Below are 24,565 nucleotides of genomic sequence, written 5' to 3'. Positions count from 1 at the left end.
AGGGGGCTGTCGCGGCGCAAGCCGCGACGTCGGGAGATCGGAGATCTCCCGGAATCCGTAGGCGGAATATTCAGTTACCCCTCCACGATCCCTCCCTGCCATCCCTAGCCACAGAATGAAAAGCTATAGCACCGCCCAACCCCGAGACTGGGCCATGACCACCGGAGAGCCGGAGCCACAGGAGCGCCGGTTCGACCATCGCGAGATCGAACCTGCGTGGCAGGCGGCCTGGGACGACGCCGACGTGTTCCGCATCGAGGACGACGAGACGGACCCCGAGTACGTGCTGGCGATGTTCCCCTACACGTCGGGGAACCTGCACATGGGCCACGTGCGGAACTACACGATCACGGACGCCTACGCCCGCTTCGAGCGGATGCGCGGCGAGTCGGTCCTCCACCCGATGGGCTGGGACTCCTTCGGCCTGCCCGCGGAGAACGCCGCGGAGGAGCGGGACACGAACCCGCGGGACTGGACGCTGTCCTGCATCGACTCGATGAAGGAGCAGTTGAACCGGATGGGCTTCGGGTACGACTGGGAGCGGGAAGTCACGACCTGCGACCCGGACTACTACCGCTGGAACCAGTGGTTCTTCCAGCGCTTCCGCGAGGAGGGGCTGGTCGACCGCCGCGCCGAGGAGATCAACTGGTGTCCCTCCTGTGAAACCGTGCTCGCCGACGAGCAGGTCGAGACGCCCGACGGCGACGCCGGCAGCGGCGAGGGCGGCGTCACCGGCGAGGGGATCTGCTGGCGCTGTGACTCCGTCGTCGAGACCCGCGAACTGGACCAGTGGGTGTTTACGATCACGGACTACGCCGACGAGCTGCTCGAAGCGCTGGACGACCTCGACGGCTGGCCGAACAACGTCCGCGAGATGCAGCGCAACTGGATCGGGCGCCAGGAGGGCGACTCGGTCGAGTTCGAGCTGACGACCGGCGATTCGGTCGAGATCTTCACCACCCGGCTGGACACGATCCACGGCGCGACCTTCTTCGCGATGAGCCCCGGCCACGAGGTCGCCCAGCGGATGGCAGAGAACCCCGAGGAGTACCCGGAGGTCGCCGAGTACGTCGAACGCGCCGAGGCGCTGGGCGACGACGAGGAGCTGCCGGAGACCTCCGGCGCCTTCACCGGTGAGTTCGCGACGAACCCCGCGACGGGCGAGGAGATCCCGGTCTACGTCGCGGACTACGTCCTCGAGGACGTCGGCACCGGCGCGCTCTACGCGGTCCCGGCCCACGACGACCGCGACCACGCGTTCGCGGAGGAACACGAGATTCCGATCCAGCAGGTCGTGGAGCCCGCGGCGGACGCCGATGCGGATCCGGAATCCATCGACGTGCAGGAAGCGGCCTACACGCCGGATGGAATCCTGATCAACTCCGGCGAGTACGACGGCCTGGAGAGCGCGGCGGCTCGCGAGGAGTTCGTCGACGTGTTCGACGGCGAGCACCGGGTCGAGTTCCGCCTGCGCGACTGGCTGATCTCCCGGCAGCGCTACTGGGGCACGCCGATCCCGATGATCGACTGCGAGGACTGCGGGTACGTTCCGGTCCCCGAAGACGACCTGCCCGTCGAGCTGCCGGAGTTCGTCCACACCACCGGCAATCCGCTGGACGCCGCGGAGGACTGGAAGCACGTCGACTGTCCGGAGTGTGGCGGCGACGCCGTCCGCGAGACGGACACGATGGACACGTTCGTCGACTCCTCGTGGTACTTCCTGCGCTACTGCTCGCCGGACCTCGACGACGCGCCCTTCGACCACGACCGGGCCAGCGACTGGATGCCCGTCGACCAGTACGTCGGCGGCATCGAGCACGCCGTCATGCACCTGCTGTACGCCCGCTTCTTCACGAAGATGCTCGACGATATGGACCTGCTGTCGGGCACGCGCGAGCCCTTCACCAACCTGACGAACCAGGGAATGGTGCTCGGCGAGGACGGCAACAAGATGTCCAAGAGCCGTGGGAACGGCGTCTCGCCCCAGCGGATGATCGACGAGTACGGCGCCGACACCGCCCGGCTGTTCACGATGGAGGCCGCCCAGCCCCAGAAGGAGTTCGCCTGGAGCCCCGAGGGCGTCGAGTCCGCCCACCAGTACCTTCAGGGCGTCTACGACCTGGCGACCCGCGTCGAGGAGGGCGCCTTCGAGGATAGCGCCGACGGCGATGGCGAGGGCGTCGCTGCGTACGTCGAGCGAGAGACCGACGCGACCGTCGCCACCGCCACCGAGGAGTACGAGGCGTTCCGATTCAACCACGCCCTGCAGTCGACGCGGGAACTCGTCTCCCTGCTGCGCCGGTACGCCGACCGCGACGACGCCACCCAGGAGCCGATCGAGCGCGGGATCGACACGGTCGCGCGCATCCTCGGCCCCGTCGCGCCCCACGTCACCGAGGAGATCTGGTCGCTGCTCGATCGGGACGGCCTGCTCGCCGAGGCTTCCTGGCCGGACGCCGAGCCCCCGGCGGACTACGAGATCGAGGCTCGACTCGTCGAGAACACCCGCGAGGACGTCCGGGACATCGTCGACGTCGCCGACATCGAGGATCCCCAGCGGATCGAGGTGGCCGTCGCGCCCCAGTGGAAGCACGACGCCATCGAGATCGCCACGAACGCAGACGGCGACGTCGTCGGCGCCGTGATGAGCGACGAGGACCTCCAGCGCCACGGCAACGAGGCCGCCGACTTCGCGAAGGACCTCGCCGGCAACGCCGAGGCCATCGACGAACAGCTCTCGCCCGAGGGCGAACTGGCCGCGCTGGAGCGGGCCGCGTGGCTGCTGCGCGACGAGTTCGGTGCCGACGTGGAGATCCTGTCGGCGGCGGACGCCGACGACGACCTCGCGTCGAAGGCCGAACCCGGTCGGCCCGCGATCCACATCGAGGAGTAGCGGTCGAACGGTGTCGTTGGAGTCGTCGTGAGGGACGCTCCCTCCGAAAGCCCCGATCGCCTCGCCAGATAACAAGCCGTAAGAACGCCAGCGCGCTACGGGCGGAGTAATGACGGTTATCGCGACGGTCGGCCTCCCGGGCAGCGGCAAAGGGGAGGCGGCCACCCAGGCCGAGGACCTCGGCATCCCGGTCGTCACGATGGGCGACGTGATCCGGCAGGCGTGTCGCGACCGGGGGCTCGACCCCGCAGAGCACCACGGGGCGGTCGCACAGGCGCTCCGAGAGGAGAACGGCCCAGGCGCGATCGCGGAGGCGTCACTCCCGCAGATCGAGGCGCACCTGCAGGACGAGGACGTGGTCCTCGTCGACGGCGTGCGCAGCGGCGTCGAGGTCGACCAGTTCGAGGAGGCCTTCGGCGAGGACTTCGTGCTCGTCTCGATCGAGGCGCCATTCGAAGTTCGGAAGGATCGACTCACCGAGCGCGGCCGAGACAACCTCGACGGTGAATCCCTCGAGGACCGCGACGAACGCGAACTCGGATTCGGGATGGGCGAGGCGATGGAACGCGCCGACGTCCGCATCGAGAACACCGAGAGCCTCGAGGCGTTCCAGGAGCGGATCCGCGACGTGATCGAGACCGAGATCGACGGCGATCTGGGGGCTGCCGCCGGATCGGGGGACGGCACCACCGTGATTGACGAAGGGGGCACCGAGACCGACGACGACGCCACGACTGACGGCGGGAGGTCACCCACCGACGACGGAACGTCCCCGACCGACGGCGCCGTCTACAAGGTCGACGTCGAGGTCACCGCGCCGGTGTACCCGACGGAGGTGACCGACCGGGTCGCCGACGCCATCCACAACCTCTTCCCCGAGGCCGAAATCGAGCATCGCGAGGGTGAACTCGCCGGCACCGCCCACTCGATGGAGCGCTTCTCCGAACTGCTCCACGAGCGGGAGATCCTCGACACCGCTCGCGATCAGTTCTTTGCGAACCGTCGCGGCGACACGGTCAGTTTCGACCTCAAGAAGCAGGCCGCCTTCGAGGGGCTGGTGAACTTCGCCGTCGGCCAGCCCGACGAGGTGGGCGAGCTGCACGTCCGCGTCCGCGTGGACGAGCCCAGCGTCGAGGCCTACGTCGATCACGTCGCGCCGCGAACGGAGGACGGTCGGCCAGTGGGTTCGGAGTGATCGGTGCCCATCGAACGGTGGACGATCCTCTCGGACGGCGACCGCCTACCGGTGCTGACCTGTCGGCCGTCATTTACTTACCTGCAGCTAGTCTCTGTTACCGAACGGATAGCAACGCATGGGACGGCGACGACCGAGTCGATCGCGGGGCGGAGTCTCGCGGCGTCGGTTCCTGGTGGGAGGACTGCTGAGCCTCGGGGGCGTGTCGGTCCTCGGTGGCACGCAGGCCTTCTCACAGACCGACGCCACGAGGGGCACCGCCGTGCAGACTGCGGGCGACCGGAACGCGCTCCTCGGCGTCGATCCAGTCGCGTCCGTGCAGACGGGCACCGATGGGCAGGACCTCGTCACGCTGACGAACAACATCGACGCCGTCCTCGACGTGACGATCTCGCTCGACGATCCCAGCCAGGGGAGCGTCTCGCCGAGCACGGCCACGATCGCGAGCGGCGCGTCGACGACGATCACCGTCGACGTCGCCGCTGACAGCCCCACTGGCACCGACGCGCTCCCGTTCACCGTAAGCGCCACCGACGGCGGCGACTTCTCCGTCTCGCTGACCCGCACGGTGGACGTCGAGGCCGGGCCACAGCTCCTCCGGCACGTCGCCGACCAGTCCCGGAACAACACGGCCCAGTACACGGTCCAGTTCGACGTGAACGGCGTCTCGGACTTCGATCGCGTCGAGGTGTCGTTCGTGAGCAGAGACAACAACTGGGCGTCGGGGTCGAGCACCGCGACGACGCCCGAGGGATCGGTCTCGTACTCCGAAGGCGGTGCGATGGGCGACACCTACGACATCACCATCGACGTCTACGACACCTCGGGCTCGATCGTCCTCTCCGAGACGGTTACCGACGTCGCCGACGGCTCGAATCCGAGCGGGAACGACGACCTCGGTGGCCCGAACAGCCCTGAGCTCGATTCGTTCAGCCTCCAGGATACGACCAGGCGGAACTCGACCGACTTCGACCTCGACTACGAGGTGTCCAACCTCACGAACTTCCAGGAGGTCAGGGTCACGTTCGAGAACCGGGACAACAGCTGGGCGACCGACACGAAGACGGACACCAGCGCGCCGACGGGCAGCGTCTCCTACTCCGCCGGCGGGACGCAGGGCGATACCTACGAGATCACCGTCGCCGTGGTCAACGACAGCGGCATCACCGTCGATTCGGGCTCGATCACCCACGTCTCGGGGAGTTCCAGTTCCGCTAGCTGGCCCTGAGCGGTTCTGCCCTCGCCAGCCCGGTCGGACTTCAGATCACTGCACCGAGAGCGTCATCTCCACCGGCACGGGATCCTCGCGGCCCGAGACGTTCAGTCCCTCGACCATGAGCACGACCGTGACCGACTCGCCGCGCATATCGACCTGCTGCCAAAAGTAACTCCCCGCGCGGAACTGCCCGAGTTCGACGCCTGCGGTCTGCCCGCCCGCGATCGTCGCGTTCTGGTCGAGGTCGTACTGTGGAGCGTTAGCACCGATGCTGAGGCCGTCAGTTTGGTCGAGATTCCCGGTAGAGCTTGCTGGGATCGTGAGTTCGTCGCCGCCGCGCCTGACCCGACTTCCGGCAGAAGCATCGGCGATGTGTATGCCGGTCACGGCGACAGGGTCGTCGCCCGTGTTCTCGAGGTCATACGTAACGACGCTGTTTGCACCGAAGAATCCCTGAGTCGCGGCCGGTTGGCCGACCACCTGCAGATCGATTCGGGGATCCGTAATCGGGATCGGGTCGTCAGGCGGATCGCCGTCGCCGGCCCCCGCGCCGTCGCAGTTGAACGCGACGTTCTGGACGGCGATGGTGGCTCCCTGAACCGATACTGGATCACCGCTTCCGTCGACCGTGATCCCGACGGTCGCGTCCGTAGCCGTTCCCGATACCTGCTGGCTACAGCCGAGCCGAATCGGGACGGTGCCGTTCGTGGCGAGCTGTCCCGAGAAGTCGCCGTCGTTGCTGACCTCGAGGACGGCGTCGCTCCCGCCGCTCCAGTCGATCGACGCCACTCGCGCGTCGACGGTCAGCGGATTCCCCACGCGGTTCGTGACGTTTGCGACGGTCGCGTTGACGACCGTGTCGCCGAAAATGCCGTCGACGTACTGGATCTGGGTGCCGTCGTACGCCTGCTGGAGCCCGAGCTGGGCGTTCGGATTCGCTGCAGCGTCCGCGGAGACGCGCCGCTCGGCGTCGATCGAGTCGAACCCGAGCGTCGGCGCGACGAGCACCGCGGCTCCGAGCACGATCAGGGCGAGCCCGAGGCTTCGCAACCGGCGTATCCGCACAGCACTCCCACCAGCTATCCATGTGATACCCAGACGCTTACGTGTTCCTGCCCCTCGTCGTGCGGACCCGTGAAGCGACGGAACCGTCGAGAACCTCTCAGGGTGGCCGCTCGCGGTCGCCGAGTCGATGCCGCCGACTCGTGTAGGTGTGTGCCGCCGCCGACACCGCAAAGAGGCCGACGACGATGCCTGCCCAGCCGATCGCAGAAACCCCATCGCTGGGCAGAATATCGGCCCAGACGCCGCCGAGCACCGCGAAGCCGACCGCCGACAGGCCGAGATAGTAGATCCCCCAGGGAATCTCGCCCTCGGGAACGATGTCCATGTAGACCTCGAGCTTCCGGGCGTCGTCGGTGAGTTCGACCTCGTGGTCCTCGTAGGTGATCATCCCCGCGTCGGCGAGCGTCGGCAGGTGCGTTTGCTGGAGGGAGGTGTAGACGCGCTTGCGCTCGTCGGAGGAGAGTTCGTTCACCTCCTTGTCGAGTTCCCAGGCCGCGACCGTCTCGGCGAGGTCCGACGTCGTCACTGGCTCCTCTGCCTGCTTGCAGTAGTGCAGCGTGTAGCGCCGTCGGTGGTTCGAGAGCAGGTCGAACACCTCGTCCCGATCCGGGCCGTTCGCGCCGGCCTCGCTCGTGGCCACTGTGGTTTCAGGGGAAGCTTGCCCGACACAAAGTAGTTCCGGCCCGATCCGGAGAGGGCGGCGGGATTCAAGCAGTGCTTTCCACGATTTTGGCTGCAATGCGGCGGTATCAAGCCCACCTTGTAGCCGTTCAAGCGGCTCAATACGAAGGGGGAGGGGTAGTATGGTCAGGCTACACTGCGTGGACCGGGGGAGCGACCACGGACCGCGTGTGACAACCCAAATACGATCCAACCATGCAAGCAACTCGACGAAACGTCCTGGTTATCCTGGGCGTACTGACGATCGCGGGCGGCGCACTGTTCGGTACTGGCGCATTTACGCAAGTGGAAGCACAGCGTAGCGTCGACGTGAGCACGCAGGGCGACGCGAGCGCCCAGCTCGGTCTCAACATCACGGACGACAGCCTCGCCGGTGGTGGCCAGACGATCGAGTTCAACGAGCAGGACCTGAACCAGAACGCGACGACGCGGTACGACGCGTCGTTCGTCGTGACGAACAACGACGCGTCGACCACGATCAATTCGCTCACCATCGAGGACGGTAGTGGAAACTCGTTGGTCGGTAACACGTCGCGTGTGATGTACTTCGAAACCACCGGCAGCACGCCCCTGAACTCGGGTGGCGGCTCGATCACCTACGACGTCGTCTTCGACACCACGAACGGCGACATCTCCGAGGCGCCCAACGAGATCACGATCGTCGCGCAGAACTAATCGGCGATCCGCGGGTAGCTCCCCGTTTCCTGGGCGACGTACCGGCAGCAAACCGACGCAGACCGACTCCAGATAGATGTACTCCCGGCTCGCACTGGTCGCGTGCGCACTCGCGCTCGTAGCGGTGCCCGCGATCGTGCTGGCCGGCGGGGCAGGCAGCGCTGACGGCGGGCCCGGAACCGCAGCGGCGACGGTCGACACGCCCAACGGCTCGATCATTTCTCTCTCGCCGGCGACTGGTCCGAACGGCCAGTACGCCAGCGTGAACGGCGACGACGAACTCGAGCTGGCGTTCGGCGACCTGAATCGGAACGCGACCACGACCGCCGATAGCGTCTTCGTGATCAACGTCACGGCAGCGTCGCCGGTGGCGCTCCGGATCGAGGACGACGCGCCGGGGGTCGGCTTCTACTGGGCCGGAGATCCTGCCGCAAACGCGAACGAATCCCGGACCGTCCAGCCCGGCCAATCCGTCGCCGTGGGCGTTCGAGCCGACAGCGTCGGCGCGATCGACGACGGGAACTTCACAGTCGTCGCCGAGGAGCCGAGCCAGACCGGCGGCGGCGGTGGCGGCTTCTACGTGCCACCGGAGGACGACGGCGACCTGACCGTCGTCGACGCCGACGTCTCGCCCCCCGAGATCGCGGTTGGCGAATCTGCGACGGCGACGGCGACGGTCGTCAACGGCGGCGATTCGACGGCCAGCGGGACGGTCGAACTCGTGATCGACGGGACCGTCGTCGACCAGCAGACGGTGACTGTGGCGGGTGACGGCAGCGAGACCGTCAGCTTCGATCGCACGTTCCAGCAGACCGGCGAGTTCGCGGTTGCAGTCGACGGGCTGGATGCCGGCACGGTGACGGTCTCGGCCGGCGCCGAGGCGAGTGGCTTCAGCGTCGCGAACGCCTCGCTCTCACCGAGCGTGATCCAGCCCGGTGACGCGACGACGATCACCGCGAACGTCACGAACCACGACGGCGCGGCCGCGTTCTTCCGGGCGGAGCTGTCCGTCGGCGGCGTCGTCGTCGAGCAACGGCCCGTGCGAATCGGGCCCGGCGAGACCGTGCAGGTGTCATTCGAACGGACGTTCGATCGTCGCGGGGGCTACGAAATCGTGATCGGCGGGACCGAAGCCGGAACGCTCCGGGTCGAGGACTCGGCGACGACCTCGATGCGGCGGTACGGTAGCGAGTACGGCTGGCTGCTCGGCGCGGCGACGGTGCCGACGATCGGCGGCGCGTTCGTCGCGGCGCGACGACGGCGGCAGGTCCTCGACGACTGAGTCTTCCTCGGCGGCCGAGCGTGCTTCGGTGGCCGACCGTTCCTCGGTGGCTGGACGTCGTCGTCCGAAAGAGCGTCCGCGTCCGATAGAGCGCTCCGCTCCACAACCCCGCGTTTCTCGTGCCTTCTAGATCGCGGGAGGGAGCGGTGACGCCGGCAGCGACGCCGAAAGCTTAAGGCGGATGGGCAGCGTGGTGAAAGTGATGGATGGGGACCCCGAGGAGGGGATGCTCGCGTGGGACGAGACGGTGTTCCGTGACGAGCGCGTCTTCGAGATCGACTACGTGCCAGAGACGTTCGCGCACCGCGAGTCCGAACTCGAGAATCTGAAGTACGCGCTCCGCCCGGCGGTGCGGGGCGCGCGGCCGCTGAACGCGCTGGTGCGTGGCCCGCCAGGGACCGGGAAGACCACGGCGATCCACAAGCTCTTCGGCGAGCTGGGCGCCGCCGCGGACGTCTCGACGGTGCGGGTGAACTGCCAGGTCAACGACACCCGCTACGCCGTCTTCTCCCGACTCTTCGAGCACGTCTTCGACTACGAACCGCCGGCCTCGGGCGTCTCCTTCAAGAAGCTGTTTCGCCAGATCACCGAACGGCTCGTCGAGAACGAGGAGATCCTCGTCGTGGCGCTCGACGACGTGAACTACCTGTTCTACGAGAACGAGGCCTCGGACACGCTGTACTCGATGCTCCGGGCCCACGAGGAGCAGGGCGGCGCGAAGATCGGCGTGTTCGTCGTCTCCTCGGATCCGGACCTCGACGTGATCGACGAGCTGGACGGCCGCGTCCAGAGCGTGTTCCGGCCCGAGAAGGTCTACTTCCCGACCTACGGTCAGGCAGAGCTCGTCGACATATTGGGCGAGCGCGTCGAGCGAGGCTTCAACGAGGGCGTCGTCGGGCCGGACGTGCTCGACCGCGTCGCGGACCTGACCGCCCAGAGCGGCGACGTCCGGGTCGGCCTGGACCTCCTGCGCCGTGCCGGCCTCAACGCCGAGATGCGGGGCAGCCGCGAGGTGATCCTCGAGGACGTGCAGGAGGCCTTCGAGGCCGCGAAGTACGTCCACCTCACCCACAGCCTCCGGACGCTCTCGGACTCGGAGGCCGAACTCGTCGAGGTGCTCGCCGAGCACGACGGCGAGCAGGCCGGCGCCGTCTACGAGGCGTTCCACGACGCCACCGACCTGGGCTACACCCGTTACTCCGAGATCGTCAACAAGCTCGACGAGCTGGGCATCGTCGAGGCAGAGTACGCCGATCTCGAGGGCCGGGGACGCTCCCGCGAGCTCACGCTGGCCTACGACGCCGACGCCGTGCTCGACCGGCTCGAACGCTAAGGCGCCCGACGCGAGGACAGCCTACCAGCTTCGAACCGACGGACTGCATACGCTTGTTTACCGACAACATACCACACGGATCGGGGGCTTTTTAGCTGTTGTCGAGTAGACAGATACGTGCCGAAAGTTGCGTGTCCGGAGTGCGATCGCCAGATCGCGATGCACGAACTCGAAGCGAACACGGTAACGGAGTCCGGGGGCTTCTCGACGAGCTATCGATGCCCCTACTGTCGCGGGTCGATCGAGGACGTGGCCGACCATCTCGCCTGAGCGGGGCCGGCGGCCAGATACCACGCCGCGGTCGCAGGGAGCGCCGCGGCGCGTCCGAAACGGTGATACTGGATGGACCCCTGTAACGGGTAATGCACTCCGTCGTCGAACTCGCCGGCTCGCTGCTCGCGGCCGTCGCGTTCACCCTCGCGGGACTGTTCGTCGAACTCCAGAGCGTCCTCAGCTTCGCCGGAGGCGAGATGAGCACCGGCACCTGGTTCGCGGTGCTCGGCATGTTGCTCCTCTACGCCGGCGTCTACCTGCTGGGCTACGAGCGCGTCGTCGCGCAGCACGTCGCGACCGCCGAGTAGCGCTGACCGAACCGCGCGAACTACTCGCCGCCGTCCAGTTGCTCGGCGATCGACGCCAGCGAGTCGTCGGGCGAGGAGGCGGGCGCGTCGTACACTGCCGAGTCACCCGGCGCCCGGAGCCCGTAGGAAAAGCCAGCCTCGATCACGTCGAGGTGGACGGTCCGACCGACGGAGAGCCCGTGCTCGTCGATCCACTCGCGGAGTCGGTTCTCGCCGTCGCCGGGCGAGCGGACGAGGTCTGGCGTGTCGAAGACGCCGGTCGCGCGGGTGCCGCCGCCGTAGGCTTCGAACCGGCAGTGCCGGGTGTCGCCGTCGAGGACGAGTCGGACGACCTCGCCGGCGGGCACGTCGCCGTCCGTGCCGGTGTCCACGTCGTCCGGAAGTTCGATCGCCGGGCGGTCGATCGCGCCGTGGCCGACGAGGCTGGCGTCGATCGTCTGGAGAGTCTCGGAACGAACGCGGTCCATGGACGGCGGTGGGCACGCAGCGCGCAAAACGGTGGCGAAGCGGGATGCGGAGAGATCGTCGGCGACAGCATCGATCCGACCGTCACCGCTAAGCGATCGGAGCCGAAAGGGCTGCCAGTGTCGCACTTCGCGTACCCGTGTCCGGACTGCCGGTCCAATACGGACCTGCACGATCCGGACTGCTCCTTCGGCGGCCGCTCGCGCTCGGAGATCGAGCGCGCCTACGCCGACGTGCTGGCCGTGCTCTCGACGGGGCCGCGGCCCGCCACGGAGCTCCGGCGATCGGCCCCGGGCGAGTGGACGCCGCTGCACGACGGCGCGCTCGACCGGCTACGCCGCGAGCACCGGGTGCGCGAGGACGGGGACGCCCTGGAGCTGCTGACGCCCGAGGAGCGCACGGAGGCCATCTCGACCCCGACCCACGAGCCGCTGCGGACGGTCTACGAGCAGGGCTCGGTGCCGGGCTGTCACGACAACGCCGTCTTCGCGATGATCGCGTACTACGAGATGGTCGGGCTCTCCTGGGACGAGACGAAAGAGCGCGTCGTCGAGTGGCTCGAGGAGAGCGGCGCCTGGGCCCGCGGTGGCTTCGAAGAGGACTCCCCCGCCACGCTCGTCGAGGACAAGCGCCACGTGTACGAGCAGGGCTACGGCTGGAAGGAGAAGGCGACCGCCGCGAAGCGCGTCATCGAGCGGCGGGCCTGATCGTCGGGTCACGCGGGCCGAGATCAGGCGACACGCGGAACGAGACCGACTGCTCCCGAGCTACAGCCAGGCCGCGTCGGGATCCACGAGGTGCTCGGGGTCCTCGCCGTCGAGTGCCGCCAGCACCTGCCGTGCGACGGTCTCGTTGAGATCGCGCCGGGACGCCTCGGAGTACCAGGCTGCGTGCGCGGTCGTGACGACGTCGTCGCGATCGAGCAGCGGCTCCTCACCCGGTGGTTCTTCCTCGAGGACGTCGAGCGCGGCGGCCCGCAACTCGCCAGCATCCAGGGCCTCGCGCAGGGCGTCCTGATCGACGATGTCCCCGCGGGCGGTGTTGACCAGGACGGCGTGCTCCGGGAGCGTAGCGAAGACGTCCGCGTCGATCATCCCCTCGGTCTCCGCGGTGAGCGGGGCGTGCAGCGAGAGGACGTCGGCGTCGGCGGCAAGGTGGTGGAGGTCGTCGACCTTCTCGCCGCCGTGGGATTCGATCTCGTCGGCGTCGACGTACGGATCGTAGGCGAGCACGTCGAGGTCGAGGCCGCTGGCGTACGCGGCGGTCCGACGGCCGATCCGGCCGAAGCCGACGATGCCGAGCGTGGCCTCCGGAAGCCGCGGGACGGGACGCCCGACCTCCCAGTCCCAGTCACCGTCCCGGATGGCGCGGTCGCGCCGAGGGATCGCCTGCCAGACGCTCGTGAGCAGGCCGATGGCGTGCGTCGCGACCGCTTCGGTGCCGTAGGCCGGGACGTTCGTGACCGGAATCCCGTGCTCGGCGGCCGCCTCGAGGTCGACCGTGTCGACGCCGGTGCCCGCTCTCGCGATCAGCGCGACGTCCTCAGCGTCGGCGAGCACGTCGGCCGTGACCGGCGACTTGTCGTCGAGCACGAGGACGGCGGCGTCGGCGAGCGCGTCCGCGACGGCGGCCTCCGTCCTGGTGTGTCGGGCTTCGATCGCTGCGCGATCGCCGAGCTCCCGTTCGAGCAGTTCCGCGTCGATGATCTCCGTGTCGCTGTGGACGACGGTGGGCATTCTTGCCTGGGAGTTGGACCCTGGGGTCCTGAGACTGTGGGTACCGGCCAGGGAAACGAGCGGTTCGAGCCGCTGGCGCGCGATTCGCAGCGAGTGCGAACAGCCTGGAAGCCCCTCCCGCTCTCGCTCGCTCACTCGCTGCGCTCCTCGGCTCGGTCGCGCCGGGAGACTCGCTCCGCTCCTCTCCCGAGCCCTGTCTCACTTCGCTCGACAGGACTCCGCTCCTTCACCTGCGGTGCTTATTCCGAAAGACTTCGCTTCGCTCGTCTTTCGACGTTCGCCTCGCTCCGCTCGGCTCACCTTCGTGAGCGAACGCGACCGGTCGGCCCCTTCCAGTCCCGCCCGATAAGAGTGCGGAGGCTCGCGAAGCCCGCTGGAACGCCGAATCGATCGCGTAGGAGTCGGAGGCGTGCCCACGAACCGCCGACCTTTTGCGGCCATCGGCCCGAATGCGGCCATGACCGACGCACGTGCGGAGTTTCTGGCGGGCGAGCGGCCCGACGACGTCGCCCTGTTTCTGAGCGAACGGGTGCTCGACGACCCGGCTCCGCTGCTGGAGTACGGCGAGGAAGTGCCGGGCGGCGTCCTGCTCGTGATGGACGGCGAGACCGGCCGGAGCGTCTTCCAGTCCGCGACGGAGATGGACGCGATGGGCTTCGCCGGCAAGGCGATGAAGACCGAGGGCGAGATTGCGCGGGACCTGACCGACGCGACCTGCCCGAAGGCCGACGACGAGGAGACGCCCGACCCCGAGGAGCACCAGCCGCGATTCGTGTTCGCCTTCGCCGAGGAGGAGAACCCCGAGGTCGGCGGGCGGTACGCCGAGGGCGACGTCATTCACGCCTACGCCCACTGCAGTTGTGGCGCCGCCTTCTCCCAGAACTGGGTCGCCGGCGAGCGCGGGGAGACCTGATCCCGGGCGATCGATCGGGGCGGACCCCCGGAGAAAGACCTAACCCCGGCGCGCGCCGCCCACCGAGTATGGGTATCGAGCAGTTCCGGGTGCAGATCGAGGAGGCAAAGCGCCGCGCCGCCGAGGCGGAGGACGAGCAGGTCGCGGACCGATATCGCCAGCACGCCGACCTCCTCGAGAGCGTCGAGTCGATGCTCAGCGCCCAGCAGCGCCTCATCGACCGGAAGAACGAGTCGCTGGAGGCGCTGACCGGACTCCTCCTCACCTTCCACGGCCAGTACGGCGAGGAACTCGACGGCGAGGCGGCCGACCAGCTCGATCTGATCGCCGAGGCCGCCCGCGACGTCAAACAGAGCATCGAGAACGAGCAGAAAACCGTCGACTAGCGCTGCATCGGCCGGCGACCGAGACCGTCTCGGCGGGCAAGGATAGACAGCCGCCCGCTGCGTGACTCAGCAGGGATTGATCGCTCCGGTGTACATCTCGTACACGTCGCTGTCGGCGACGTTCTCGAACTGTAAATTGCCACACGAGAGGACGCCGCTGTCGGCCTTCGCGATGCCGTGGCCGGCGCTGTTGCGGATCGTCGAGTTTCGGATCCGGAGTTCTCCGTTGTCCTCGCCGCCGTAGACGAAGATGGACGCGTGGGAGTCCCAGTTCCCGGTCCAGAGGCCGTTGCCGGCGTTCTCGACGACCACGTCGTCGAGGCGGTTCTCGGAGGCGGCGGTGTTGACGCTGATCCCCCGCCAGTTCTCCTCGGCGTCGGCGGCGTCGGTGAAGGTGATTGGGTCGGCACCGCTGGCGTCCGCCGTCAGGTATCCCTCCGGCACGTAGATCCCCTTCTTTGCCGCGGCCTCGACCGTGGTGCCCGGCTCGATCGTCAGGCCAGCGTGGCACCGGCAGTGCCGCGTCAGTCGGTAGGGCACGTCGAGGGCCGCCCAGGTCGCGTCCGCGGTGACTCGCGTCGAGGACCCCGTCGCGCCGACGAGCACGTAGCTCCCGTCGTTGCCCTCGAAGGACTGGCTCGCTGCCACGCCGTCGACGAGGTCCGCACTCAGCCGCATCGGGACGGCGTTGTCCCGGAACGAGCAGCCCTCGACCGTGAGGTCGGCGCCGTCCTCGCCACCGCCGTCGGCGGTCAGCGCCGTGACGGCGTTGCGTTCGAACGTGCAGTTGCGGATCGTGACCTGGACGTCGGCGTTCTGGGCGTAGACGCCGGCCTTCGAGCGGTCGGCGCCGTGCCACAGCGAGTCACCGGCGCCGTCGACGACGACGTGCTCCAGGAGGTTGTCCGCGGAGACCGTGTTGACGAACCGGAGCCCCTGCCAGGTCCCGCGGCCGCTCTCCTCGCCCCGGACAGTGATCGGGTCCTCGGCGGTGCCCGGAGCCCTGAGCGTGCCGCCGTTGACGTCGAGCCCTTTGCCCGCCTTGAACTCGATCGTCGTACCAGGGTCGACCGTCAGGTACGCTTCCGTCGTCAGATTCTTCGTGACGTAGAAGGGGACGCCCGGGGACTGCCAGATCTGGTCGGTCGTGATCGTATCGCCCGAGCCGGTGCCAGCCGCCTTCACCCGATCGTCGTCGTTGTCCCGGACGACGTTGGAAGGTTCGAAGTCGCCGACCAGATCGGGGTGGAGGCGTGCCGGTCGCTCGTTGGCCTCGAAGACGGTGTTCGAGACCGAAAGGTCGACGGCACCGTCGGGGACCGTGAGCCCGGAGCGGCGGTGATTCCGGATCGTCGAATTGTTTAGCTCGATGATCGAGTCGCGGACGAACAGCCCCGCTCGCGAGATATCGCCGCCGTGCCACAGTTCGCTGCCAGCGTGGGCGATCACGGCGCTCTCCAGCAGGTTCGTGTCCGCCGTGCTCCCCTCGAAGCGCAGCCCCTGCCAGAAGCCACGCTGGGCGGTTTCCCCGACCAGGAACACGGGGTCGGCTGGCGTCCCGGTCGTCAGGAGCGTGCCGCCGGTGAACTTCAGGCCGGCGTCGGCCGCGAACTCGATGACGACGCCGGACTCGAGGGTGAGCTGCCCGCTGTCGATCTCGTGGTTCGAGTCCACCCGGTAGCAGCCCGCCGAGATCGTCGCGCCGCCGTTGAGGTCGTCCCGGGTCAATGTCTCCGGATCGGTACAGGTCGGCACCTGTACGTCGGCGGTGTGTGCCGTCCCACCGCTCCCGCCCTGGCCACCGGTGCCGCTCCCGGAGCCGCTACTACTGTTGTTGGGGCTGCCATCGCCCCCTCCGCCGCCGGAGAGGACGCCCGAACAGCCGGCGAGGAGGCCGGCCGCGCCTGCCGAGCCGATTCCCTTCAGGAGCGCGCGTCGTCGCGGACTACTGGGCATCGACGCCACCTCCTGCCACCGCCGGGGATCGGCGGCGGGCATCAGCTACTCGATCCAGTCGACTGGCGCCTTCGGCGTCGGTCGCCCGGGGCCGCCGGGACGGGCGTCGCGCTGTCATTGACGATACCCGGCCCTCGATCGGCAAGTAACCGGACCCTAGGTACGTCGTGCCCGCCAGGCACGGAGAGCTACCCTCGGGGCGGCATCCGGCTGCAGCGGCCCTCCGCTACCCGCTAAGCGGCACCCACTGCCCCAAAGTGGCCCTCGCTGCCTGCAAAGGAGCCCTCGATGCCCGCAACCGTTATTTCGAGCGGGCACGCTGAGGGAACCATGCCCGTCTACTACGTGACGTGTTTCGGCGATCGGATCGCCGGTCCCTTCGAGAGTCGCTCGGAGGCCCAGCGACTCGCCGACGAGGAGAACACCAACGAGATCGGCGAGAACTACGACGTCGAGCGCGCGGACGAGGGCGCCGCGACCTGAGGAGTCGACGCCGCGGGCCACCGCCAGCAGCGGGATCAGTCCGAGGTCGGGTAGTCGACGTCGAAGACGTCCTCGACGAGCGGTTCGTCGTCGCCGGCGGCCGTTGCCGCGTCGTCCTCCGCACCGGCCGACGCTTCGCCGGTGGGGCCGGCCTCCGCGGCGTCGTCGCCCGGACTGACGCTCCCCGTCTCGTAGCCCTGGAGGTCGAGCGTGACGTGATCGAAGCCCAGGTCGAGCATGTGCTCGCGGGCGGCCTGTGCGAACCCGGTATCGAGTGCGATCTCGAGTTCGTCTTCCCCGACCTCGATCCGCGCGAGGCCGTCGTGGTCCCGGACGCGGAACTGGTCGAACCCCCAGGTCCGGAGGAGGCGCTCGGCCTTCTCGATCCGCGTCAGGCGCTCCTCGGTGACCTCGAGGCCGGTCGGGATCCGCGAGGAGAGACACGCCATCGAGGGCTTGTCGGCGACGGGCAGGTCGTACTGTGCAGCGATCTCGCGGACCTCCTCCTTCGAGATGTCGTGGTCGAGGAGCGGCGAGGTGGCGTCGAGTTCCGCGACGGCCTCGAGGCCGGGGCGGTGCCCCTCGCCGGGATCGGAGGCGTTGGTGCCGTCACAGACCGTCTCGATCCCGAGTTCCTTCGCGTGCTCGTACATCCGGCCCAGGCGCATGGTCCGGCAGTGGTAACAGCGGTCCTCGTCGTTGGCGACGAAGTCCGGCGAGTCGAGTTCGGAGAACTCGACGACGTCGTGGCGGATGCCGATCGCGTCGGCGACCTCGCGGGCGTCGTCGAGCTCCGCCGCGGGGAGCGTCTCGCTCTTGGCGGTACAGGCGACGGCGTCGTCGCCGAGCGCGTCGTGGGCCAGCGCGGCGACGACGGCGGAGTCGACGCCGCCGGAGAACGCGATCAGGACGCCCCCGTCGCGCTCGGCGATGGACTCGCGCGCAGCGGCTGCCTTCTCTGCGGCCGTGGTCATTGGACACCGATCGGTGACGAGCGAGGAAAAGCCCGTTGCTCGTTCCGGGACCGGTAGAATCGCACGGCTCGACCGCTATTCGGGCAGCAGGTCGGTGGAGCGGCGGTGGCGCGGTGGTCGTCCTAGGCACGCGCCGTCGGCGGGCGAACCTATTTCTTTCACAGGTCCCGACGTACAGGATAGAATGGCGAGCGATACCGACGGACCGGCCGACCTGGTCACGCACAACGACGGAAGCTGGATTCACCGGGGCAAGGCCTCCGGTGCGATCAATTTCGCGGCGGTCGTCCTGGGGAGCTTCGGCAGCCTGGCGGTGCTCAACGCCGTACTCCAGGTCGCGACCGGTGGCGGCGTGGTCGTGTTCGAACTCGCGCCCGTCGCGATGGCCGCGCTCTCCGTCGGAGCGGGGGCACTCGGGCTGGTCGCCGCGGCCGGGCTGTTCGACGTGCGCCCGAGGAGCTACTGGCTCGGCCTCGCGGCGTTCGCGTGCTACTTCGTCCTGGGCGGGATCGTGAACTACGTGATCGCCGTCGTCCTCGCGTTCCTCGTGGTGCCGCTGGTCGTCCAGCGCCCGGCGTTCCGGGAGGCCGTCTGACGTGCGAACCGATGGCGGAGCGGGTCACCTGCCTGGCCGCACGACGTGGCGCAACCCTTCTCCGCGCTCCATCCGCTCGAACGCCGCCGGGAGCTCCCCGAGACCGATCTCGTCGGTAACGAGGGACGCAGTGTCGATCCGGGCGCGCCGGATGAGCTCCACGGCGCGCTCGAAGGACGCCTGCGTCAGCGAGTAGCTGCCCCGCAGGTCGACCTCCTCGAAGAACACCTCGAACGGCCTGACCTCCAATTTCGCGTCCTCCGGCGGGACGCCGAAGACGAGCGTGGCACCACCGGGCCCGGTCAGGTCGTGGGCCTGTTCGAGCGTCGCGACGCGGCCGACGGCCTCGATCGCGGCGTCGACCCGGCCGACCTCGGTCGCGATCGTCTCGACGGGGTCGGTCTCGGTCGGATCGACGACCAGGTCGGCGCCGAACTCGGCGGCGAGCGCGCGTCGCTCGTCGTCTGGCTCGGAAACCGCGATCGGCGAAACGCCGCGATTGCGGAGCGTCTGGACGAGCAAGAGGCCGATCGGCCCGGCGCCGATCAGCGCCGCGCTATCGCCCTGCTGGAGCCCGGTGCGATCCGCGCCGTGGACGCAACAGGCCAGGGGCTCCGCGAGCGCCGCCGCAGCCGCCGGCAGGTCACCGATCGGCTCGACGTTGCTCGCCGGCACCCGGACGAACTCGGCGAAGGCGCCGTCGATCACGCGGTCGGCGGCGCCCCCGATCGACGTGTTGTTCGCACAGAGGTGGGTGTCGCCGCGCTTGCACGCCGAGCAGGCGTTGCAGGCCACCGTCGGGTTGACCGCGACCCGCTCGCCGACCGCGGTGGCCCGGACGTCGTCGCCGACCGCGACGACCTCGCCGGCGGCCTCGTGGCCGGGGACGACCGGCAGATCGGCGGCGAACGTCCCGTGGTACATGTGGAAGTCGGTCATGCAGACGCCGCAGGCGCCGACCTCGACCAGGACCTCCTCGGGGCCCGGGACCGGTCGGTCGCGCTCCTCGACCGCGATGTCGCCGACGTCCGTGAGCGTCGCCGCGCGCACGGCTACGCGGCACCTCCCGGTCGCGTCGGTGGTCGTCCGGCGTCGTCGATCGATCGTCGGCGCGACTCGCAGGGGATCACTGGCTCGAACGACGGACCGGACGGTCTCAAAGCTGGCGCCGATGCGGGAACCCGGCAGCCGCCTGCAGCGGCCGCCGGCCCCAGCGATCGCCGTCGCCGACCGACTGCTCAGGACTGTTCGACGTCCCCGGTCCCGTCCCTGTCCCGGAGCACGAACGGCCCGATCGAGAGGGTCCGCTTCGCGACGGTCGCGATCCTGAGGACGTACGAGAGGAGGAGCGCGAAGGGAGCCAACGAGACGGTGACCGCCAGCAACACGACCCAGGACTGGTTCGCGACGCCGAACAGGGAGCCGCCGACGGAGCCGGCGTTGTCGAGCGTCAGGATGCTCGCGATCGTGACGACGAGCGCGGGGACGGCCGAGTAGAGCATCGCCCGGGAGAGGTCGACGAGCGCCCACTGGAAGTACAGCGTCTTGACGTGCTCGCGAGCGGGCCCGTACTGCTCGAGCAGCGTGACCACGTCGTCGAGTGCCGCCCGTGCCCGCTCGTCGAGCACCGCCTGGGCAGCGTCGCCGGATACCTGCGCGTCGTCGGGGCTCTGCGCATCCTCTTCGGGGCTCTGCGCGTCCTCTTCGGGCAGTTGCTCGTCGTCAGGCATCGGCTCGTCGTCGGCGCCGCCACCATAGAGCGCCCGGAGGCGCTTGCCCTCGAAGATCTTGAGCGAGTAGTTGAACCCCAGGGCTGCCTGGACGACATCGTAGGTGCCGAACTGCGAGCCCTCGAGGTCGTCGCCGACGGTGGCTGCGTTCTCGATCAGTTCGTCGGCGTAGTGCGCGATTTCGTCCCGGGCCTCGGGATCGGGACAGTCGGCGACGGCGGCGCGGAGTTCGCGGGCGCGGTCCGCGGTCGCTTCGAGGAGCGACCGGAGGAACGCGGAGGGTTCTGGCGGGCTGACCGGCTCCTCGAGCTGGACGGCCACGTCGTCGCGGAACTCGAGGGACCCCTGCATCCGGTCGCGCTGATCGCCGACGGCGCCGAGTTCCTGGGAGAGCACGAGCTGGTTGATCGTCACGACGAGCGTCACGCCGGTGACGATCGCCGTCAACAGTCCCTGGAACAGCGTCTCGACGGGATCGGAGCTCGCGATCGCCGACCCCAGCGACGCCGGGTCGAGCGCGACGAACAGGGCGAGGGCGGCGAAGATCGCACCCAGGAGGAGACCCGCGACGGCCCACCGGTTCGCGTCGAGCAGGAGCCAGAGTTTCCAGCGGCTCCCAGGCACGCGCGAGCGCATGGAGTCGTCGGTGGACATGTGTGGAGGGGAGAGCGGAGGGACCGACGGGTGCTACCGTAGCTTCCACGCCGACGTGGAAAAATGCCGGTGCCGACCAGATGGAGCGGCCGCCGGTGGCAGTACACTGCTAACCGGGATCGCCAGCGGTCCGACGACGGCGGTCGGTAGCGTCGTTACGCCCGTCGACGCCGAAGGATCCCGACGAGCAACAGCGCCGCCAGCGCCGTCATCGCCGTCAGCGCGCCGAAGCCGGGCACCGCACTCTGCGTCTCGCCGTTCCCGCCGCCGGTGAAGCGGGACCGCCTCGAGGCGTTCACCGTCTCGGTGACGTTCCCGAGGGTGAACCGGTAGGTTCCGGCCGTCGAGGTCATTTGCCGGAAGGTCACGGTCGTCCGCTGCCCGGGGGCGAGGGAGACGGTCTGGGTCGCCGCGACCACGCCGTCGCGGCGGAGCACGGCCTCGAACGCGCCCGCTCCGCTCCCGCGGTTGACCAGCGTCGCCTCGACGGTGACCGTCTCGTTCAGGCCTGGCTCGGCGGGTCGGGCCGAGAAGTCGGTGATCGTGACGACCGGGAGGGTTCGTCGGAGCCCGACGGCACCCACGGTGACGTTCCGCGTGCCGTCGATCGGTACCCTGGACTCGACGACGGTCTGTTCGCCTGGCGTGAGCGTAACCGTGACCGTCGCGAGTGGCTCGCCGTTCACGAGGATCGGCAACGACACGTCGCCGCGGTCGCTGCCGGTGTTCCTGACCGTCGTCGCGATGGGGAACGACCCGTCCGCGACGACGCCGGCCGTCCGGACGTCGCTGACGTAGAGCACCGGCCCGACTGCGCCGACGCCGAGTGGCGTCGTCCCGTCGACGGTGGTCGAGACGACGATGTCCGGCCCGGCGACGGACGTGTTCGTCTCGACCGACGTCCAGCCATCGTCGTCGGCGTAGACGGTCAGGTCGTCGGCAGAGACGCCTGCCGCCGACATCGTCGTGCGGTCGACCCCGACCTCGTAGCGGATCGACGCGAGGGACACCGAGGCGTTCGAGAGGAACGCCGGCGTGCGGACGAACCGGCCGGGGACGGCACGATCAGCCCGGGTGAACGAGACCCTGAGCGTCTCCGCGTCCGAGGTGGGCGTGATCTCGACCGATCGTAGCGTGACTGCGTCGAGGTCACCGGCAGTCGCGCTCGCGTTCGGGCTGCTGCCGTTGACGCCACCCGCGGCGTCCGAACTGTCGTTGGCGCCTCCGGTCGCGTTCGGACTGCCGGTGGCGCCACCCGTCGCGTTCGTCCCGGTCGTCAGGTTCGTCGGAACGTCGACGACGAAGGCCTCGCCGGCGTCGACGTGCTCGGCGATGACGACGATCGTCCCGTTCTCGACCGCGACCGAGGTCTCGAGTGGCTCCTCCGGTTCCGGCGGGTCCACGGGTGGGGGCCCGTACCCGCCACCGCCCCCGCCGCCACCGTCGTCCGAGTCGTCGCCGCCTCCGCCGGAGGAATCGTCGCCACCGTCGGACTCGTTCACCACGCTGACGGTCGCGTTCGCGTCGTCGGTGCTCCCGGCGTCGGTGACGGTCACGACGACCTCGTGGTCGCCGGCGGTCGTGAAGCTCGTCTGGTAGGTCGGCTCGCTGGTGGTATGCAGGACCTCGCCGTCGACGGACCACTCGTAGGTCGCGTTCGGGCCGGCCTCGGAGCCGCTGGCGTCGAGCGTCGCCGTCTCGTTGACGGCGACTTCGCCGGGCGCCGACAGTTGGGCAGTCGGACCCGGCGCGGGGGTCACGTCGACGGTGACGGTGGTGGAATCGGTCGCGCCGGTCGCACCGACGGCGGTGACCTCGGCGGTGTACTCGCCGGCCGCGGCGTACTCGTGCTCGACGGTGGCGTTCCCGTCTGCGATCGTGGCGCCGTCGCCGAACGCCCACTCGTAGCGGGTGACGTTGCCCGTCGAGGCGTTCGCGTCGAAGGCCACCGGTTCGCCAGCCGTGACGTTCAGCGGCGTGGCGTCGAGGCTCGCGTTCAGCGGTCGGTAGACGTCGATCGTGGCGCTCGCGCTGTCGAAGCCGCCGTCGTCGGTCACGGCCACGCTCACGTCGTGTGTGCCGCGCGCCGCGAATGCGGTTTCGTAGGTCGAGGCGTTGGTGACGTTCGCGGTCGTGCCGTCGATCACCCACTCGTAGGTCGCGTTCGGGCCGGCGTCGGTGCCGCTGGCGTCCAGCAGCACTGTCTCGTTGAGGGTCGCCTGTCCGGGCGCCGACAGGGAGGCGTTGGGCGGCGCCTGGCTCACGGTCACCGTCTGGTTCGCGGTCGCTTCGTGGTCCGACGGGTCGGTGACCGTCAGCGTGAGGTTGTAGACGCCCGTGCTGGCGTAGCTGTGCTCGACGGTCGCGCCGGTGGCGCTCGTCCCGTCGCCGAACGTCCAGGCGTAGCTGGCGATCCGGTCGTTGTCGCTGCTGTCGTTGCCGGAGATGGCGAGTTGCTCGTCGACGACCGCCGCGAGAGGCGCGTCGATCTCGGCGGTCGGCGCGGTGCTGTCGGTGACGTTGACGGCGACCGCGGCGGTGTCGGTCTGGCCGTCGCCGGCGACGACGGTGACCGCGACGTCGCGCTCGCCGGCCGACGCGAAGGTGTGCTCGAGCGTGGCGTCGCTGGTCACCTCGTCGGCGCTCCCGTTGCCGGTGAGGTCCCAGCGGTATTCGGTGATACCCGTCGAGGAATTCGAGTCGCTCGCGTCGAGGGGCACGCTCGTCAGGCCGGCCTCTGGCGTGGCGTTGCTCACCGCGAGGCTGGCGTTCGGCGGCGGGGCGCAGTAGCCGTCCTGGACCGTGACCTCCTGGGTGAGGCTGTCGAGGGAGACGCGCTCGAATCCGTCTTCGGTCGCTGTGATCACCTGCCAGTCGTGGACGTAGCCGGCGTACTCGTCGTCGTAGCGGAGGTCGGCGGACTCGTTGAAGGCGGGGTCGATGCCGATCTCGACGTCACCGTCGAGGCCGCGATAGGCGCCACCGTCGGTCCGGCCCCGGCTCCAGACCCAGTCGATCTCGCTGTAGGTGGGGTAGTGGTCGAACTGGTCGTCCTGTGCGTCGTAGTTATCGTCCTCGACGGCCCAACCGTCACCATCGTTCGAGATTCCGGTGACGTTGAACGTCGCCGAGCTGCCGTTCGTTCCCTCGGTGTCGGGCTCGTGGAGCTTCTCGTGGACGATCACGAGACTGGTGCCCTCCGAGCCGCGATAGAGCATGAGGACGCTGGTGTTGTCGGCCTGGTACGCCGTGGTGCCGTAGGAGCTGTAGGTCGTGGCGTTCGGCGTCGTGTCGGGGGACCGGTAGTCGTAGAAGTCGACGACGGTCTGGCTCGTGTTGGTGATCGGGTCGACGTCGACGCACTGGTCACCCTGCTCGATCACGTAGGGGTCCGAGCCGTTCGCGTGCGAGTCGGCGGTCACCGCGACCGGGACCGCGGCCAGACAGAGTGCGACGACCGAGATCGCTACCAGCGCGCCGATCGTCGACGCTAGATTCCGATCCCGCCGGCTGCGACGGCCCTCGGATCCGTCGCTCCCAGGGCGGCGCAGGTCGCTCGTCATGGTCCACACCGCCTGCGATCGGGGTATATTCTGTTTTCGGCGTCGGTACGGTCGGGGAAACCGGTGAGGGGACACATGGATGGAGCGGCAATCACTCGCTTCCGGGGAGCGACTGCGGGTACTCCGTGCACGCCGTGAGAGCGACTTTGTTATAGTACAGCAAACATGCACTGCGGGAGTCGGCGCAAT

At 68.9% G+C, this 24,565-nt stretch carries 22 protein-coding genes and 1 pseudogene; 14 read left to right on the top strand and 9 right to left on the bottom strand.

Annotation, left to right across the window (positions count from 1 at the left end; genetic code table 11):
* The first annotated feature begins 154 nt into the window (after positions 1 to 154).
* The 4 genes and pseudogenes from leuS to L593_RS08095 all read left to right on the top strand — a co-directional run bounded on the left by leuS (position 155) and on the right by L593_RS08095 (position 5,316).
* Complete coding sequence (gene leuS / locus L593_RS08105; RefSeq protein WP_020446466.1) at positions 155 to 2,893, top strand: leucine--tRNA ligase; 2,739 nt, start codon at positions 155 to 157, stop codon at positions 2,891 to 2,893.
* A 109-nt stretch (positions 2,894 to 3,002) separates the two neighbouring features.
* Positions 3,003 to 3,572: pseudogene (locus tag L593_RS16155) on the top strand (AAA family ATPase); the annotation flags it as partial.
* 12 nt (positions 3,573 to 3,584) lie between these two features.
* Entirely contained in the window at positions 3,585 to 4,088 is a 504-nt protein-coding gene (locus L593_RS16290; protein ID WP_394296465.1) for an RNA-binding domain-containing protein, read from the top strand.
* 175 nt (positions 4,089 to 4,263) lie between these two features.
* Positions 4,264 to 5,316 (top strand): hypothetical protein, encoded by a 1,053-nt coding sequence (locus tag L593_RS08095; protein ID WP_020446464.1) that lies wholly within the window; start codon positions 4,264 to 4,266, stop codon positions 5,314 to 5,316.
* A 36-nt stretch (positions 5,317 to 5,352) separates the two neighbouring features.
* On the opposite strand, the gene L593_RS08090 is transcribed toward L593_RS08095, so the two are convergent.
* Both L593_RS08090 and L593_RS08085 read right to left on the bottom strand, forming a co-directional pair.
* Complete coding sequence (locus L593_RS08090; RefSeq protein ID WP_049893984.1) at positions 5,353 to 6,369, bottom strand: hypothetical protein; 1,017 nt, start codon at positions 6,367 to 6,369, stop codon at positions 5,353 to 5,355.
* 97 nt (positions 6,370 to 6,466) lie between these two features.
* Positions 6,467 to 7,009: a hypothetical protein gene (locus L593_RS08085; protein ID WP_020446462.1), complete on the bottom strand. Its 543-nt coding sequence runs from the start codon at positions 7,007 to 7,009 to the stop codon at positions 6,467 to 6,469.
* A 350-nt stretch (positions 7,010 to 7,359) separates the two neighbouring features.
* Here L593_RS08085 and L593_RS08080 point away from each other — a divergent pair, with 350 nt between their 5' ends.
* The 5 genes from L593_RS08080 (at position 7,360) to L593_RS08065 (ending at position 10,921) form a co-directional block, all read left to right on the top strand.
* On the top strand, positions 7,360 to 7,725 hold the full coding sequence (locus tag L593_RS08080; RefSeq protein WP_187292605.1) for a hypothetical protein: 366 nt from the start codon (positions 7,360 to 7,362) through the stop codon (positions 7,723 to 7,725).
* Between the two features lie 76 nt (positions 7,726 to 7,801).
* Positions 7,802 to 9,007 (top strand): CARDB domain-containing protein, encoded by a 1,206-nt coding sequence (locus L593_RS08075; RefSeq protein ID WP_020446460.1) that lies wholly within the window; start codon positions 7,802 to 7,804, stop codon positions 9,005 to 9,007.
* Between the two features lie 202 nt (positions 9,008 to 9,209).
* Positions 9,210 to 10,340, top strand: a complete 1,131-nt coding sequence (locus L593_RS08070) for an ORC1-type DNA replication protein (RefSeq protein ID WP_020446459.1) — start codon at positions 9,210 to 9,212, stop codon at positions 10,338 to 10,340.
* A gap of 117 nt (positions 10,341 to 10,457) precedes the next feature.
* Complete coding sequence (locus L593_RS15970; RefSeq protein ID WP_020446458.1) at positions 10,458 to 10,610, top strand: hypothetical protein; 153 nt, start codon at positions 10,458 to 10,460, stop codon at positions 10,608 to 10,610.
* Positions 10,611 to 10,702: 92 nt separating this feature from the next.
* Positions 10,703 to 10,921, top strand: a complete 219-nt coding sequence (locus L593_RS08065) for a hypothetical protein (RefSeq protein ID WP_020446457.1) — start codon at positions 10,703 to 10,705, stop codon at positions 10,919 to 10,921.
* 20 nt (positions 10,922 to 10,941) lie between these two features.
* Here the strand turns inward: L593_RS08065 and L593_RS08060 are convergent, their stop codons facing one another.
* The gene (locus tag L593_RS08060; RefSeq protein ID WP_020446456.1) at positions 10,942 to 11,388 is read right to left on the bottom strand and encodes a hypothetical protein; all 447 of its coding nucleotides are present in this window, start codon (positions 11,386 to 11,388) and stop codon (positions 10,942 to 10,944) included.
* A gap of 117 nt (positions 11,389 to 11,505) precedes the next feature.
* Here L593_RS08060 and L593_RS08055 point away from each other — a divergent pair, with 117 nt between their 5' ends.
* Positions 11,506 to 12,093 carry a hypothetical protein gene (locus L593_RS08055; RefSeq protein WP_020446455.1) on the top strand — a complete coding sequence of 196 codons (588 nt, stop codon included), beginning with the start codon at positions 11,506 to 11,508 and terminating at the stop codon, positions 12,091 to 12,093.
* 60 nt (positions 12,094 to 12,153) lie between these two features.
* Here L593_RS08055 and L593_RS08050 read toward each other — a convergent pair whose 3' ends face one another.
* On the bottom strand, positions 12,154 to 13,122 hold the full coding sequence (locus L593_RS08050) for a C-terminal binding protein (RefSeq protein WP_020446454.1): 969 nt from the start codon (positions 13,120 to 13,122) through the stop codon (positions 12,154 to 12,156).
* Between the two features lie 457 nt (positions 13,123 to 13,579).
* Between L593_RS08050 and L593_RS08045 the strand changes: the two genes are divergently transcribed.
* Together L593_RS08045 and L593_RS08040 are read left to right on the top strand one after the other, a co-directional pair.
* A complete protein-coding gene (locus tag L593_RS08045; protein WP_020446453.1) occupies positions 13,580 to 14,035 on the top strand; it encodes a DUF5807 family protein in 456 nt (151 codons plus the stop codon).
* Positions 14,036 to 14,103: 68 nt separating this feature from the next.
* The gene (locus L593_RS08040; protein WP_020446452.1) at positions 14,104 to 14,421 is read left to right on the top strand and encodes a hypothetical protein; all 318 of its coding nucleotides are present in this window, start codon (positions 14,104 to 14,106) and stop codon (positions 14,419 to 14,421) included.
* A 66-nt stretch (positions 14,422 to 14,487) separates the two neighbouring features.
* Here L593_RS08040 and L593_RS08035 read toward each other — a convergent pair whose 3' ends face one another.
* Positions 14,488 to 16,377 carry a hypothetical protein gene (locus L593_RS08035; RefSeq protein ID WP_144060729.1) on the bottom strand — a complete coding sequence of 630 codons (1,890 nt, stop codon included), beginning with the start codon at positions 16,375 to 16,377 and terminating at the stop codon, positions 14,488 to 14,490.
* 330 nt (positions 16,378 to 16,707) lie between these two features.
* Here L593_RS08035 and L593_RS15965 point away from each other — a divergent pair, with 330 nt between their 5' ends.
* Positions 16,708 to 16,860, top strand: a complete 153-nt coding sequence (locus L593_RS15965) for a hypothetical protein (RefSeq protein WP_187292604.1) — start codon at positions 16,708 to 16,710, stop codon at positions 16,858 to 16,860.
* A 35-nt stretch (positions 16,861 to 16,895) separates the two neighbouring features.
* On the opposite strand, the gene larE is transcribed toward L593_RS15965, so the two are convergent.
* Positions 16,896 to 17,834: an ATP-dependent sacrificial sulfur transferase LarE gene (gene larE / locus L593_RS08030; RefSeq protein WP_020446450.1), complete on the bottom strand. Its 939-nt coding sequence runs from the start codon at positions 17,832 to 17,834 to the stop codon at positions 16,896 to 16,898.
* 184 nt (positions 17,835 to 18,018) lie between these two features.
* Here larE and L593_RS08025 point away from each other — a divergent pair, with 184 nt between their 5' ends.
* Positions 18,019 to 18,429: a hypothetical protein gene (locus L593_RS08025; protein WP_020446449.1), complete on the top strand. Its 411-nt coding sequence runs from the start codon at positions 18,019 to 18,021 to the stop codon at positions 18,427 to 18,429.
* A gap of 24 nt (positions 18,430 to 18,453) precedes the next feature.
* Here the strand turns inward: L593_RS08025 and L593_RS08020 are convergent, their stop codons facing one another.
* The 3 genes from L593_RS08020 to L593_RS08010 all read right to left on the bottom strand — a co-directional run bounded on the left by L593_RS08020 (position 18,454) and on the right by L593_RS08010 (position 24,376).
* Positions 18,454 to 19,479 (bottom strand): alcohol dehydrogenase catalytic domain-containing protein, encoded by a 1,026-nt coding sequence (locus L593_RS08020; RefSeq protein WP_020446448.1) that lies wholly within the window; start codon positions 19,477 to 19,479, stop codon positions 18,454 to 18,456.
* A gap of 188 nt (positions 19,480 to 19,667) precedes the next feature.
* Complete coding sequence (locus L593_RS16150) at positions 19,668 to 20,813, bottom strand: hypothetical protein (protein ID WP_020446447.1); 1,146 nt, start codon at positions 20,811 to 20,813, stop codon at positions 19,668 to 19,670.
* A 155-nt stretch (positions 20,814 to 20,968) separates the two neighbouring features.
* The gene (locus tag L593_RS08010) at positions 20,969 to 24,376 is read right to left on the bottom strand and encodes a PKD domain-containing protein (RefSeq protein WP_020446446.1); all 3,408 of its coding nucleotides are present in this window, start codon (positions 24,374 to 24,376) and stop codon (positions 20,969 to 20,971) included.
* Positions 24,377 to 24,565 lie beyond the last annotated feature (189 nt).

This window comes from Salinarchaeum sp. Harcht-Bsk1, from assembly GCF_000403645.1.
Lineage (GTDB): Archaea > Halobacteriota > Halobacteria > Halobacteriales > Salinarchaeaceae > Salinarchaeum.
This window is presented reverse-complemented; position numbering and strand designations above follow the sequence as displayed.

Coding starts and splice junctions, on each gene's coding strand:
- L593_RS15965 (WP_187292604.1), top strand. CDS start 16,708: ATGCCCGTCTACTACGTGACGTGTTTCGGCGATCGGATCGCCGGTCCC.
- L593_RS08060 (WP_020446456.1), bottom strand. CDS start 11,388: ATGGACCGCGTTCGTTCCGAGACTCTCCAGACGATCGACGCCAGCCTC.
- L593_RS08025 (WP_020446449.1), top strand. CDS start 18,019: ATGGCGAGCGATACCGACGGACCGGCCGACCTGGTCACGCACAACGAC.
- L593_RS08035 (WP_144060729.1), bottom strand. CDS start 16,377: ATGCCCAGTAGTCCGCGACGACGCGCGCTCCTGAAGGGAATCGGCTCG.
- L593_RS08065 (WP_020446457.1), top strand. CDS start 10,703: ATGCACTCCGTCGTCGAACTCGCCGGCTCGCTGCTCGCGGCCGTCGCG.
- L593_RS16150 (WP_020446447.1), bottom strand. CDS start 20,813: ATGTCCACCGACGACTCCATGCGCTCGCGCGTGCCTGGGAGCCGCTGG.
- leuS (WP_020446466.1), top strand. CDS start 155: ATGACCACCGGAGAGCCGGAGCCACAGGAGCGCCGGTTCGACCATCGC.
- L593_RS08050 (WP_020446454.1), bottom strand. CDS start 13,122: ATGCCCACCGTCGTCCACAGCGACACGGAGATCATCGACGCGGAACTG.
- L593_RS08010 (WP_020446446.1), bottom strand. CDS start 24,376: ATGACGAGCGACCTGCGCCGCCCTGGGAGCGACGGATCCGAGGGCCGT.
- L593_RS08075 (WP_020446460.1), top strand. CDS start 7,802: ATGTACTCCCGGCTCGCACTGGTCGCGTGCGCACTCGCGCTCGTAGCG.
- L593_RS08070 (WP_020446459.1), top strand. CDS start 9,210: ATGGATGGGGACCCCGAGGAGGGGATGCTCGCGTGGGACGAGACGGTG.
- L593_RS08045 (WP_020446453.1), top strand. CDS start 13,580: ATGACCGACGCACGTGCGGAGTTTCTGGCGGGCGAGCGGCCCGACGAC.
- L593_RS08040 (WP_020446452.1), top strand. CDS start 14,104: ATGGGTATCGAGCAGTTCCGGGTGCAGATCGAGGAGGCAAAGCGCCGC.
- larE (WP_020446450.1), bottom strand. CDS start 17,834: ATGACCACGGCCGCAGAGAAGGCAGCCGCTGCGCGCGAGTCCATCGCC.